General features: G+C 68.4%; 12 protein-coding genes. 9 read left to right on the top strand and 3 right to left on the bottom strand.

The features are described from left to right. Window positions 1-51 precede the first annotated feature (51 nt). On the top strand, window positions 52-1,209 hold the full coding sequence (locus A9976_RS23645) for an acyltransferase (RefSeq protein ID WP_183021016.1): 1,158 nt from the start codon (window positions 52-54) through the stop codon (window positions 1,207-1,209). Between the two features lie 68 nt (window positions 1,210-1,277). On the opposite strand, the gene rnk is transcribed toward A9976_RS23645, so the two are convergent. Beyond that, complete coding sequence (rnk, locus tag A9976_RS23650) at window positions 1,278-1,682, bottom strand: nucleoside diphosphate kinase regulator (protein ID WP_183021017.1); 405 nt, start codon at window positions 1,680-1,682, stop codon at window positions 1,278-1,280. 294 nt (window positions 1,683-1,976) lie between these two features. Between rnk and A9976_RS23655 the strand changes: the two genes are divergently transcribed. Next, window positions 1,977-3,116: a PA0069 family radical SAM protein gene (locus A9976_RS23655; RefSeq protein ID WP_183021018.1), complete on the top strand. Its 1,140-nt coding sequence runs from the start codon at window positions 1,977-1,979 to the stop codon at window positions 3,114-3,116. Window positions 3,117-3,153: 37 nt separating this feature from the next. Here A9976_RS23655 and A9976_RS23660 read toward each other — a convergent pair whose 3' ends face one another. After that, complete coding sequence (locus A9976_RS23660) at window positions 3,154-4,020, bottom strand: LysR family transcriptional regulator (protein WP_100566198.1); 867 nt, start codon at window positions 4,018-4,020, stop codon at window positions 3,154-3,156. A 106-nt stretch (window positions 4,021-4,126) separates the two neighbouring features. On the opposite strand from A9976_RS23660, the gene A9976_RS23665 reads away from it, so the two are divergent. Together A9976_RS23665 and A9976_RS23670 are read left to right on the top strand one after the other, a co-directional pair. Then, on the top strand, window positions 4,127-5,251 hold the full coding sequence (locus tag A9976_RS23665) for a mandelate racemase/muconate lactonizing enzyme family protein (protein WP_065347633.1): 1,125 nt from the start codon (window positions 4,127-4,129) through the stop codon (window positions 5,249-5,251). A 35-nt stretch (window positions 5,252-5,286) separates the two neighbouring features. Continuing rightward, window positions 5,287-6,261, top strand: coding sequence for a tripartite tricarboxylate transporter substrate binding protein (locus A9976_RS23670; RefSeq protein ID WP_183021019.1), 975 nt, complete (start codon window positions 5,287-5,289; stop codon window positions 6,259-6,261). A gap of 31 nt (window positions 6,262-6,292) precedes the next feature. On the opposite strand, the gene A9976_RS23675 is transcribed toward A9976_RS23670, so the two are convergent. Then, window positions 6,293-7,144 (bottom strand): LysR substrate-binding domain-containing protein, encoded by an 852-nt coding sequence (locus A9976_RS23675; protein ID WP_183021020.1) that lies wholly within the window; start codon window positions 7,142-7,144, stop codon window positions 6,293-6,295. Between the two features lie 181 nt (window positions 7,145-7,325). Between A9976_RS23675 and phnD the strand changes: the two genes are divergently transcribed. The 5 genes from phnD to phnX are packed head-to-tail and all read left to right on the top strand — an operon-like array spanning window position 7,326 to window position 11,969. After that, window positions 7,326-8,213 (top strand): phosphonate ABC transporter substrate-binding protein, encoded by an 888-nt coding sequence (phnD, locus tag A9976_RS23680; protein WP_183021021.1) that lies wholly within the window; start codon window positions 7,326-7,328, stop codon window positions 8,211-8,213. Further along, entirely contained in the window at window positions 8,210-9,088 is an 879-nt protein-coding gene (gene phnC, locus A9976_RS23685) for a phosphonate ABC transporter ATP-binding protein (protein WP_183021022.1), read from the top strand. Before phnD ends, phnC begins: the two co-directional genes overlap by 4 nt. After that, window positions 9,088-9,933, top strand: coding sequence for a phosphonate ABC transporter, permease protein PhnE (phnE, locus tag A9976_RS23690; RefSeq protein ID WP_013803443.1), 846 nt, complete (start codon window positions 9,088-9,090; stop codon window positions 9,931-9,933). Before phnC ends, phnE begins: the two co-directional genes overlap by 1 nt. Before the next feature lie 47 nt (window positions 9,934-9,980). Further along, a complete protein-coding gene (gene psrA, locus A9976_RS23695) occupies window positions 9,981-11,069 on the top strand; it encodes an iron-containing alcohol dehydrogenase PsrA (protein ID WP_183021023.1) in 1,089 nt (362 codons plus the stop codon). A gap of 54 nt (window positions 11,070-11,123) precedes the next feature. Then, a complete protein-coding gene (gene phnX, locus A9976_RS23700; RefSeq protein WP_183021024.1) occupies window positions 11,124-11,969 on the top strand; it encodes a phosphonoacetaldehyde hydrolase in 846 nt (281 codons plus the stop codon). The last annotated feature ends 137 nt before the right edge of the window (window positions 11,970-12,106 follow it).

The raw sequence follows: 12,106 nt of genomic DNA on the forward strand, positions 1-12,106 counted from the left end.
GGCGGCCCGGGCCCTGCGCCTTCCCGCCCCGTACCGACTACAGATTGCCCCATGTCCCACGCTAGCCGCAGTGCGCTGATCGACTGCACCAAGGGCCTGGCCTGTGCCGCCATCATCTGGCACCACCTGGCCTTCTACGGCCCCATGTCCGATATCGCCCATCCGGCCGCGCCGGACCTCATCGACTGGCTCTATGAATATGCGCGCATGGCCGTGCAGATCTTCCTGGTGCTGGGCGGCTACCTGGCGGCAGCCAGCATGGCGCCGCAAGGCCACGGCCAGCACAGCGATCCGTGGTCGCGCATCGGGCGCCGCTTCGTGCGTCTGGTCGTGCCCTATGCGGTGGCGCTGGTCGTGGCCATCGTGGTCTCGGCCGCCGTGCGGCCCTGGTTCGACCATGCCTCGGTGTCGGGCGAGCCCGATCTCTGGCAACTGGTGGCGCATGCGCTGCTGCTGCAGAACATCGTGGGCGAGGAGTCGCTGTCCGCGGGCGTCTGGTATGTGTCCATCGACTTCCAGCTGTTTGCGCTGACTGCGCTGCTGCTGGCCGGCACGCGCTGGGGCGGTGCCTTGCTGCGCCGCCGCTTTGGCGGCGACGCCCTGTCACGCTGCTGGCCCTGGGCGCTGAGCGTGGCGCAGGCGCTGGTGGTGATCGGCGTGACCGCTTCGCTGCTGGGCTTCAATCTGGATGCGCAATGGGACGTGTGGGCGCCGTACTTCTTTGGCGCCTACGGCCTGGGCATGCTGGCCTACTGGGCCGCGCATGCGGACAAGTCCTCGACGGCCTGGAGCTGGTCCCTGCTGATCGTGGCCCTGGTCGTGGCGGCACTGGCACTGGAGTGGCGCGACCGCATCGCGCTGGCCGGTGCCACGGCGCTGGCCCTGGTCGTGGCCATGCGCAGCCCTGCATTCGCCCAGGCGCAAGGCTGGGCGCCGCTGCGCCGGCTGGGCAAGATTTCCTACTCGGTGTTTCTCGTGCACTTCTCGGTCTGCCTGCTGGTCAATGCCGTGGAAAGCCATTTCTGGCCACAGTCCGTTCCCGCCGCCCTGCTGGGCATGTGCACGGCCTTTGCGCTGTCGATTGCGGCCGGCCATCTGCTGTACGAGCGCGTGGAACGCCACGTTCCCAGCTGGCACATGGCGCTGCGCTGGCAGGCCGGCCTGGTGGGCACAGGCCTGATCGCGGCGTTTGTGGCGGGCCTGCGCTAAGGTGCGTTACTCCACAAACAACAAAGGCAGCCGGTTGGCTGCCTTTTTCGCATCAAGCCGGTCGGCGTTCAGCGGTGCAGCTCGCCCGCGCTTTCCGGCTGGAAATCGATGGCATCCACACGCACGGTGACCTGGCCGGAAGGACCCGGCATGCGCGACTGGTCGCCCACGCTCAGGCCCAGCAGGGCAATGCCCACGGGAGCGAAGACCGATACCTTGTCGGAGCTGCCATCCATCTCCTTGGGATAGACCAGGGTCAGCGTACTGGTCTTGCCCGACTCCAGCAGCGTGAAGCGCACGGTGGAGTTCATGGTCACCACGTTGGGCGGCATTTCCTTGGGCTCGAGCACGTCGGCCCGGTCCAGCTCGGCCTCGAGCGCGTCGCGGCCGGGGAATGCGGGCTGCTTGTCCAGCAGGGCCTCGATGCGCTCCAGGTCCAGGGACGAAATAATGATGTGGGGCTTGCGCTCCATGGTGTTGGCTCCCTTGTGTGCTTGCGCCGTGGCTGCAGTGAAGGGCAGCGGCGCCCAAACGGACAAAAGCCCGGGCAACGCGGTTGTCCGGGCCAAGGCATCTTCAGAAAAGAGAAAAGCACCAAGTTGGTGCGATAAGGCCATTGTGCAGGCCCGTGTGCGTTCTGCCAAGCGAACCCGCACGGCGCGGTGCGGATTGATGCGGGTACTTGCCAATCTGGAAAAACCCATTTCGCAACGGCAGGCATGCCGGGAGCGCTTGTTGTTTATGCTGTATTTATATACAGTTAATTCATGCCTCTCAGTCCTTCCACGCCCCGCCATACGGCCCAGGTGCCCCTGCACGCCCTCAAGGGCCGGGGCGCAGCCAGCCAACTGGCGCACCGCTTCACCACCGACCCGCGCGAGGCCTTCGATGACGGCTGGGGCAGCCTTGAGGCGCCGGCCGAAGGCGAGGAAGCCGCCCCCCTGCGCACCGAACTGCGCTGGGAGCAGGCTCGCTCGGCGCTGAGCCGCCACCAGTCGCCCGACCTGCCGTTTCACATGGGGCTCAATCCCTATCGGGGCTGCGAGCATGGCTGCATCTATTGCTATGCCCGGCCCACGCACAGCTACCTGGGCTGGTCGCCGGGGCTGGACTTCGAGACCCGGCTCATCGCCAAGCAGAACCTGCCCGAGCTGCTGCGCGCCGAGCTGTCGCGCGCCAGCCATGTGGCCGCGCCCGTGATGCTGGGCTCGGTCACCGACTGCTACCAGCCCGTGGAGCGCGAGCTGGGGCTGACGCGCCGCCTGATCGAGGTGCTGGCCGAGGCGCGCCACCCGTTTTCCATCGTCACCAAGGGCAGCGGGGTGGAGCGTGACCTGGACCTGCTGGCCCCGCTGGCGCGCCAGGGCCTGGCCTCGGTGCATATCACGCTGACCACGCTGGACGCAGACCTGGCACGCCACCTGGAGCCGCGCGCCGCCGCGCCGCACCGCCGGCTGCGCAGCATCCGCGCGCTGACCGAGGCGGGCGTGCCCGTGGGCGTGAGCCTGGCACCGCAGATTCCCTTCATCAACGAAGACCTGGAGAAGGTGCTGGAGGCGGCCGCCGACGCAGGCGCGCGCCACGCCTTCTACGCCGTGCTGCGCCTGCCCTGGGAAGTGGCGCCGCTGTTCGAGCAATGGCTGCAGGTGCACTACCCCGACCGCGCCCGCCGCGTGATGGAGCGCGTGCGCGACCTGCACGGCATCCAGGGCGAGCAGCGCGAGGCCGGCCGCGTCTACAACGCCGAGTTCGGCCAGCGCATGAAGGGCACGGGCCACTGGGCCGAGCTGCTGCGCCAGCGCTTCGCCCTGGCCTGCCGTCGGCATGGATTCAACCGCGAGCCTCTGCGGCTCGATTGCAGCCTCTACCACCCGTCGCTTTTGCTGCCGCAGCGCAGCCTGTTCTGAGAGCCTGCGTGCCAGGCACAGGTCAGGGCATGGTCCGCTAGCGGGAATCGATCAGCTCGGACAAGGCGGCTGCCAGCGGGGAGCGCACCGACGAGCGCAGCCACACCATGCCCACTTCGCGGGACGGGCTCGGAGGGGGCAGCGGCCATCGGCGCGTCCTGGCATCCGGCGGTCCCAGCACGGGCCAGTCCGGCAGGATGGAGACACCGAAGCCTTCCGCAACCAGCTGTGCGATCTGCTCGATGCCGTCCAGCTCGAAGCGGACCTTCGGCTTGATGCCGTGGCCCCGCAGGTATTCATCCGCCATTTTTCCCGCCACCACCTTGCGGTCGTACTGGATGAAGGGCTCGCGTGCGGCCGTGAGCAGCGGATCGCGCACCTTCATGTCCCGGGGCGCGAGAAGAATCAGCGCCTCGCTGCGCATCAGCCGCCATTCGCAGGTCTTGGGCATGGCGAAGGCGGGGTGCACAAGGATGGCCGCATCCAGATGGCCGGCCTGCACCTGGTCCAGCAGCAGTGAGGAGGTGCCGGGTTCGATGTAGACGCGCACGGCCGGATGGGCGCTCATCCACCGGCGCAGCAGCGGGGGCACCAGGCCCATCAGCGCCGTGGGCGTTGCCCCCAGCCTCAGGGGGCCAGCGGGAAGCTCGGTGGCCGAGGCCGCCGACCTCAGGTTCTCCACGGATTTGAGCACCTCCCGCGCATGCTCCACGATCCGGGCGCCCACGACGGTGGGCCGCACCGTCCGGCCCACCCGCGTGAGCAGTGCACAGCCCACGTCGGCCTCCAGCGCACGCATCTGCTGGGCCACGGTGGTGGGCGGCAGGTCCAGCCTGCGCGCGGCGTCGGCCATCGAGCCGCAGTCCACGACGGCAATGAAGCTCTGGAGAAAGCGCGAATCCATGCGACGCATTTTGCGTCATCTGAACCATGGGACACCATCTTTGTTGCAGATCTCCTGAAGCGCAAAGTTCGCTCGTTCCCGCTTCCAAACCATGTCAGGAGAGCACATGCCCCTCATCGAATCCATTGAAGTCTGCGTTGCCCGCGTGCCGCTGGACAAGGTCACCTATCTGTCGAACCGCACCGTGGTCGACCGCCACTACGGGCTGGTCAAGGTCCGCAGCAGCGACGGCGTCGAAGGCATCGGCTTTTGCTATGTCGGCAATGCGGCGGGCGAGCTGTTCCGCGTCGCGGTCGAGCAGCTGCTCGGTCCTGTGCTGCTGGGCCGCGATTCCCTGGCCGTCGAAGGGCTGTGGAAGGAGATGTACCAGGAGGCGCTGCTGCAAGGCCGCATGGGCACCGTGATGCGCGCACTGAGCGCACTCGACATTGCGCTGTGGGATCTCAATGCCCGCACCGCCCAGTTGCCTTTGCACAAGTACCTGGGCGCGGTGGAACTGGACACGGTGCCCGCCTATGCCAGCGGCGGCTACTACGTGGACGGCAAGACCGCCGGCCATGTCGGCGAGGAGATGGCCGGCTATGTCGAGCTGGGCTTTCAGGCCGTGAAGATGAAGACCGGCCGCTGGTCGCCCCAGGGCGAGGAGTCGCGCGTGAAGGCGGCGCGCGAGGCCATCGGCCCTGACGTGGAGCTCATGCTGGACTGCAACAACGGCTGGGTGGATACCGTGCAGGCCATGCAATACCTGCGCCGCATGGAGGCATACGACCCCTATTTCATCGAGGAGCCGTTCAGCCCCGACGATGTCGAAAGCCACGCCCGCCTGGCAAAGCTCACCCGCATTCCCGTGGCCACCGCGGAAATCGGCTATGGCCGCTGGTACCACAAGCATCTGCTCGACATGGGCGCCGCATCCATCCTGCAGACCGACGCTGCTGTCTGCGGGGGCATTACCGAGTGGAAGCGCATCGCCGCCATGGCGGCGGGCTATGGGCTGCAGATGTGTCCGCACTGGTTCCACGATGTACACGCGCCGCTGGTGGCCGCGACCCCCAATGCGCGCTATGTCGAGTTCTTCTGGGATGACCAGGTGCTGAACTTCCGCCGCCTGCTGGACCGCCAGCTGGCACAGGAAAAGGGCCGTGTCGTGCTGCACCAGACGCCGGGGCTCGGCTTCAATTTCGACGAGGCGCAGGTGTCCCGGTTCGGCCGCTGGACCTCGGTGGCGTAAGACCGCCGCCAGCCCATCATCCAAGGAGACAAGCCATGCAACGCAGACAGTTCCTGACCTCGGTCGCCGCAGCCACCGCCCTGCATGCCCATCCGGGCTTTGCACAGGCCAGGCCGCCAGCGGGCCCGGTCAAAATCCTCGTCGGCTTCTCGGCAGGCGGCGGCACGGACATCCTGGCGCGGATCATCGCCAACCGGCTCAACCAGCTGTGGGCCATTCCCGTCATCGTCGAGAACCGGCCAGGCGCGGCGGGGCTGATTGCCGCCGCCGAGGCCGCCAGGGCCGCGCCCGATGGGCAGACGTTGATGATGGGCCACATCAATGCCCTGGGCATTGCCCCTGCGCTCAACCCCAGGCTCGGCTTCTCGCCGGAGCGGGACTTCTCCGCCATCGCCCTTGTGGGCCAGACCCCGCAGGTCCTGGTTGCCAGCCCCAAGGCTTCCGCCACCATGCAGGGCCTGCTGGCTGCATTGAAGCAAAGGCCGGGGGAGGTCAGCTTCGGCTCCTCGGGCACGGGGTCGGCCCAGCATCTTGCGCTGGCGCTGTTCGAGCAGACTGCGGCGGTGTCCGCGCTCCATATCCCGTACAAGGGCGCGTCGAACGTGATGACGGATCTGCTGGGCGGCCAGATCGACTACGCGTTCGAGGGGATGACCACGGCAGCGCCCTTCATCAAGGGAGGAAAAGTCCATGCAGTGGCGCAGACGGGTGTGAAGCGCGCCAAGGCCTTCGCGGAGATTCCCACCGTGGCGGAGCAGGGCTATTCCGGGTTCAACGCGAGCATCTGGTTCGGCCTGGTGGGCCCCGCAAGAATGCCCGCCGATCTGGTGGCCCGCATCAATGCGGACGTCAACCGCATCCTGGCCATGCCCGAAGTGGTGGCCAAGCTCGAAGAGTTCGGCGCAGAGGATGGAGGGGGGACGCCGCAGCGCTTTGACGCCTTCATGCGCGATGAGCGGGCAAAGTGGGCCCGGCTGATCCAGGCGCGCGGAATCAGGGTGGAGGGCTGAGGCGGGTTGCCGAGGTGGCCCGGCGCGGTCCTCAAATCGCCTCCAGAAAAGACCTCACCAGCAGGCTGTCGCTGCGCTCGCGCATGCAATAGACATAGGTGGTGGTGCTGGCCGGGTCGCCCGCGATGCGCAGCGGGCGAAAGCGCGGGTCGGGGATGAATTCGGCTTCGGACACGGCGCCCAGTCCCAGGCCGCGCGCCACGGCTTCGCGTATGGCTTCGCGGCTGCCGATCTCCAGCTCGGTGCGCGGCTGCACGCCGGCGGCCTGCAGCGCCGATTCCAGCGCGGTGCGCGTGGTCGAGCCGTGCTCGCGCAGCAGCAAAGGCTGGCCCTGCAGTTCGGACAGCGCGATTTCGCTGCGCCGCGCGAAGGGATGGGCGACATGGGCGAACAGCACGATGGCGTGGCGCGCGTACTCGCGTGCCAGCAGCTCCGGGCGGTCGTAGAGGCCGGCGAGCACGGCCACGTCGGTGTCGTAGCGTTCCAGGTCGGCCAGCACCTGCTGCGAGTTGCCCATGCGGATGGACAGCTGCATGCCCGGGTGCCGTGCGCGGTAGGCGGCCACCATTTCGATCACATGGAAGGGCCCCACGGCGCCGATCTTGAGCTCGCCCTGGTGCAGCTGCCCCGAGTCGCGCAGGAAGAACTCGGCCTCGGCCTCCAGCGCCATGATTTTCTGCGCCATGGGCAGCAGTCTGGCGCCTGCGCCCGTGAGCGTCATGCGGTAGCCGCGGCGGTGGAACAGCTCGATCTGGCTTTGGCGCTCCAGCGTGGCGATCTGGGTGGAGATGGTGGGCTGGCTCACGCCCAGTGCGCGGGCGGCGGCGCTGAGGCTGCCATGGTGGGCGACGGCGATGAAGGCGCGGTAGCGGGCGTTGCTCACGAAAGTCGGTATCTCAAGGTTTTGTCTATGGATGCTGTCAAAACCGATTCTGAAACTTTCACATGGCAGAAATATGTCGCTCCTAGCATTCAGCCATCCCCACCCGCCTGGCGATTTGGCCGGCGATTCACGGATCCACCGATCTGCCGATGTGCCTGACCTGATGCAAAGGAACGCTCCCATGAAGATGAACCGCAAGACCTGGCTGCGCCATGCCGGCGCCGTGCTGGCCCTGGCCGCCACCGCCGCCACTGCTACCACTGCCGCCTTTGCCCAGCCCGCCGAGCTGCGCGTGGGCCTGATCCCCTCGGAGGACGCGCAGGCCATGATCCGCGCCAGCCAGCAGGTCATGGACCAGCTGGCCACCCGCACCGGCATGAAGGTGCGGCCCTTCGTGGCCAATGACTACAACGGCGTGATCGAGGCGCTGCGCTCCAACAAGATCGACATCGCCTTCCTCGGCCCGTTCTCGTACGTGCTGGCCAGCCAGGTGGCAGGCGCCGAGGCCTTTGCCGTGGCCGTGACCAAGAAGACGGGCAAGAGCGCGTACCACAGCATGGTGATCTCCCGCAAGGACAAGGGCCCGGCCAGCGTGGTCGATCTCAAGGGCCGCAGCTTTGCCTTTGTGGACCCGACCTCGGCGTCGGGCCACCTGTTTCCCAAGGCCGGGTTGATGGCCGAGGGCTTCGATGCGGACAAGGGCTTTTCGCGCGTGATCTTCTCGGGCTCGCACGACGCCAGCATCATGGCCGTGGCCAACGGCAAGGTGGATGCGGCGGCCGTGGCCGACCGCATCTTCGACTCGGCCGTGAGCAAGGGCCTGGTCAAGCGCGAGGACTTCCAGATCGTCTGGCGCTCCCAGCCCATCCCCGAGTCGCCCATGACCTGGCGCAAGAACCTGGACGCCGGCACCAAGCAGAAGGTGGCTGCGGCCCTGGCCGAGGTCAAGGACCTGCCCTGGGGCGACCAGGGCGTGCTCGACGGCTTCGCGGCCACGGATGACAAGGCCTACGACGTGGTACGCCAGACGGCCAAGGCGCTCAAGCTCGACCTGGGGAGCATGAAATGATCCGCATCCGCCAATTGCGCAAGAGCTATGGCAGCAACCACGTGCTGCATGGCATCGACCTGGATGTGCAGCCTGGCGAGTTCGTCGTCATGCTGGGCCTGTCGGGGGCCGGCAAGTCCACGCTGCTGCGCTGCATGAACGGCCTGGCCCGCGCCGACAGCGGCACGCTGGAGGTGGGCGGCATGGACCTGATGCCGGGCGGCGGCAGGCACAGCCGGCGCGAGCTGGCTCGCCACGTGGCCATGGTCTTCCAGCACCACAACCTGGTGCCGCGCCTGTCGGTGCGCAAGAACGTGCTGACCGGCCGCCTGGGCCAGACCGGCACCCTGGCCTCGGTGCTGCAACTGTTCCGCGAAAGCGATATCCGCCTGGCCGACCAGTGCCTGGAGCGCGTGGGCCTGGCCCACAAGGCGCTGGAGCGCACCGAGGCGCTGTCGGGCGGGCAGATGCAGCGCGTGGGCATTGCCCGCGCGCTGGCCCAGCAGCCCCAGGTCATCCTGGCCGACGAGCCCGTGGCCAGCCTGGACCCCAAGACCGCGCGCAGCGTGCTGCAGTACCTGCGCGATGCCACGCGCGAGCTGGGCATTGCCGTGGTCTGCAACCTGCACCAGGTGGACTACGCGCGGGAGTTCGGCGACCGCGTGCTGGGCCTGGCCCAGGGCCGCATGGTCTTTGACGGATCGCCGCAGGCGCTGGACGAGGCCGCGCTGCAGGCCATCTACCATGCGCAGCCCACTGCAGGGCAAGGCGCAGGGCAGGGCGCAGAACCGGGCACACCTCCGGGCACGGCGGCCATAGGGCCTGCCGGCCTGCATGCGCAGGCGCCGGTGCCTGCCTCGTGGATGCGGGCCAGCGCGCCCGCAGGAGGACTGTGATGACCAGCGCCAATTCCTGGAGCCCCGAGCCGCGCGACCGCTGGCAATGGACCGCGCCGCGCCCCCATGGTGCCCTGGGCTGGACCGGCTATGCGGCTGCGGCCCTGGCCATCGCCTGGGTGCTGCACTGGAGCGCGGGCGGCGCGCAGATGAGCTGGGGCGAACTGGCGGCAGGCATGCCCCAGATCGCAGACTTCGTGGCGCGCTCCGTGCCGCCGGACTGGAGCATGCTGCCGCGCCTGATGGCGCCCGCGCTGGAGACGGTGCAGATCGCCATCTGGGGCACGCTGCTGTCCGTGGTGCTGGCGCTGCCGCTGTCCTTCATCGCGGCCAGCAACCTGCATGGCTGGCACTGGCTGCGGCGCATCACGCGGCAGTTCCTGAACGTGGTGCGCAGCATCAACGAACTGATCCTGGCGCTGGTCTTCGTCTCGGCCGTGGGCCTGGGTCCATTCCCCGGCGTGCTGGCCCTGGCGCTGCACGGCATGGGCATGCTGGGCAAGTTCTTCGCCGAGAGCATCGAAGAGATCGACGACGGCCCGCTGCAGGCCCTGCGCAGCGCAGGCGCCACGCAACTGCAGCTCATCGTCTTCGGCGTGATACCGCAGGCCATCACGGCCTGGATCGCGGTCGTGCTCTACCGCTTCGAGGTCAACCTGCGCTCGGCCACGGTGCTGGGCATGGTGGGCGCGGGCGGGCTGGGGTTCGAGCTGGTCGGCAGCCTCAAGCTGTTCCGCTACCAGGAGACGGCCACCTGCATCGTGGTCATCACGGTGATGGTGATCGCCGCCGATCTCGTCTCCCACTGGCTGCGCCGCCGCATCCAGCAGGGCACCCGCCATTGAGGGCAGCGCTTTTCCCGGCGCCCCCGTTTCATTCAAAGGACCGATTTGTGTGGACCTATCACAACCCCGTTGCCATCCATGCCGGCCCCGGCCGCCTGGACCGCCTGCCCGAACTGCTGGCCGGGCGCGACTGCCTGCTGGTGACGTTTCCCGAGGCCGAATCCCTGGGCCTGGTGCAGCAGCTGCGCCAACGGCTGGGCAGCCGGCTGCGCGGCGTGGTGGACGGCATTGCGCCCAACCCCGATGTGCAGTGGCTGGCCCCGCTGTATGACCGCGTGCACCGCGAATACGCCGAGGTCCCGTGCATCGTGGCCCTGGGCGGCGGCAGCGCCATTGACTCGGCCAAGGCGCTGATGTGCGCTACGCCCACGCGGCGTTTCGGCGAACTGCTGCAGGCCCTGGAGCAGGGGCTGGCCCTGCCGGCCGCAGGCCACAAGGCGCTGATCGCCATTCCCACCACGGCCGGCACGGGCAGCGAGGTCACGCCCTGGGCCACGATCTGGGACCAGGCCGCTGGCCGCAAGCACTCGCTGCACCAGCACTGGACCTGGCCCGAGGCCGCCATCATCGACGCGCAGCTCATGCAAAGCCTGCCGGCCGGCGCCACGCTGGCCTCGGGGCTGGATGCGCTGTCGCATGCGCTGGAGTCCATCTGGAACCGGCACCGCAATCCCGTCTCCACGGCCCTGGCCGTGAACGCCGCGCGCCGCACCCTGGCCACGCTGCCCGCACTGATGCAGGACCTGGGCAGCCTGCCGCTGCGAAACAGCATGGCCGAGGCCGCCCTGATGGCGGGCCTGGCCTTCTCCAACACCCGCACGGCGCTGGCGCATTCGCTGTCCTACGACATCACGCTGCGCCATGGCGTGGCCCACGGCATTGCCTGCTCGTTCAGCCTGCCGCTGGTGCTGGAGATGGCCCTGGGCGCCGACGACGAGGCCGACGCGGCCCTGCTGTCCATCTTCGATGCCGCCACGGGCGAGCTGGCCGTGCAGCGCCTGCGCAACTTCCTCGAAGGCCTGGGCGTGGCCACCGATCCCGCCCACTACGGCCTGCCCGGGGATGAGTGGCAGCAGCTGCTGCAGTCGGCCGCATCCGGCCCGCGCGGGCGCAATTTCATCCGCACGCTGGAATGAACAGGCGCGTACGGCCCTCTTCCGTTTGAACCTCTTTCCTTGTCAAAAAGCACCATGAACCACACCAACGTCTCCACCGCCGCCGCCGATCTGTCGCCGCTGCAGGCCGTCATCTTCGACTGGGCCGGCACCCTGGTCGATTTCGGCTCGCTGGCGCCCACGCAGATCTTTGTCGAGGCCTTTGCCAGCTTCGACATCACCATCACCCTGGCCCAGGCACGCGGCCCCATGGGCCTGTCCAAGTGGCAGCACATCCACGAGCTGCTGCAGGACGAGGGCATCCGCGCGCAATGGCACAAGGCCTTCGGCCAGCCGCCTGGCGACGCCGACGTGGACGCCATCTACGCACGCTTCATGCCCATGCAGATCGCCAAGGTCGGCGAGTTCTCGGCACCGATCGAAGGCGCGCCCGAGCTGCTGGGCTGGCTGCGCGCGCAGGGCCTGAAGGTGGGCTCGTGCTCGGGCTATCCGCGTGAAGTCTTGAACCAGCTGCTGCCCCAGGCGGCCGCCAACGGCCTGGCGCCCGACCATGTGGTGGCCGGCGATGAAATGGCCGCAGGCGGTCGCCCCGGCCCCTTCATGGCGCTGGCCAACGTGCTGGCGCTGGGCATCGGCGACGTGCGCGCCTGCGTGAAGGTGGACGACACCGTGCCCGGCATCGAGGAAGGCCGCAACGCCGGCATGTGGACCGTGGGCCTGACCCTGTCCGGCAACGAGGTCGGCTACTCCCCCGCCGAACTGGCCGCCGCTCCCGCCGAAGAAGTGCGCGAACGCATGGCCCGCGCCGAGGCCAAGCTGCGCGCAGCCGGCGCCCACCACGTGATCGCCAGCGTCAAGGACCTGCCCCAGGTACTGGAGCGTATTGCGCAGGACATGCGCGCTGGCCATAGGCCAGGTTGAGGCAAGCTGCCCTGCACCTGTGGCGCATCACCCTTTGGAACTGGCGCGGCCCAACTCAGGGGCACCGAGGAAGGGCCTAGGCCGGTCGCGCCGCCCCGCCCCGCCCCGCACCGAGGGTGTCGTCCCCCTCCCGCGAA

The sequence above is a fragment of the Delftia sp. UME58 genome, from assembly GCF_014170385.1.
In the GTDB taxonomy this organism is placed as follows: domain Bacteria; phylum Pseudomonadota; class Gammaproteobacteria; order Burkholderiales; family Burkholderiaceae_C; genus Comamonas; species Comamonas acidovorans.

Excerpts from the sequence above, each read along its gene's own strand:
- phnX (WP_183021024.1), top strand. The coding sequence starts at position 11,124 with ATGAACCACACCAACGTCTCCACCGCCGCCGCCGATCTGTCGCCGCTG.
- A9976_RS23670 (WP_183021019.1), top strand. The coding sequence starts at position 5,287 with ATGCAACGCAGACAGTTCCTGACCTCGGTCGCCGCAGCCACCGCCCTG.
- rnk (WP_183021017.1), bottom strand. The coding sequence starts at position 1,682 with ATGGAGCGCAAGCCCCACATCATTATTTCGTCCCTGGACCTGGAGCGC.
- A9976_RS23665 (WP_065347633.1), top strand. The coding sequence starts at position 4,127 with ATGCCCCTCATCGAATCCATTGAAGTCTGCGTTGCCCGCGTGCCGCTG.
- phnE (WP_013803443.1), top strand. The coding sequence starts at position 9,088 with ATGACCAGCGCCAATTCCTGGAGCCCCGAGCCGCGCGACCGCTGGCAA.
- A9976_RS23645 (WP_183021016.1), top strand. The coding sequence starts at position 52 with ATGTCCCACGCTAGCCGCAGTGCGCTGATCGACTGCACCAAGGGCCTG.
- phnD (WP_183021021.1), top strand. The coding sequence starts at position 7,326 with ATGAAGATGAACCGCAAGACCTGGCTGCGCCATGCCGGCGCCGTGCTG.
- A9976_RS23655 (WP_183021018.1), top strand. The coding sequence starts at position 1,977 with ATGCCTCTCAGTCCTTCCACGCCCCGCCATACGGCCCAGGTGCCCCTG.
- A9976_RS23660 (WP_100566198.1), bottom strand. The coding sequence starts at position 4,020 with ATGGATTCGCGCTTTCTCCAGAGCTTCATTGCCGTCGTGGACTGCGGC.
- phnC (WP_183021022.1), top strand. The coding sequence starts at position 8,210 with ATGATCCGCATCCGCCAATTGCGCAAGAGCTATGGCAGCAACCACGTG.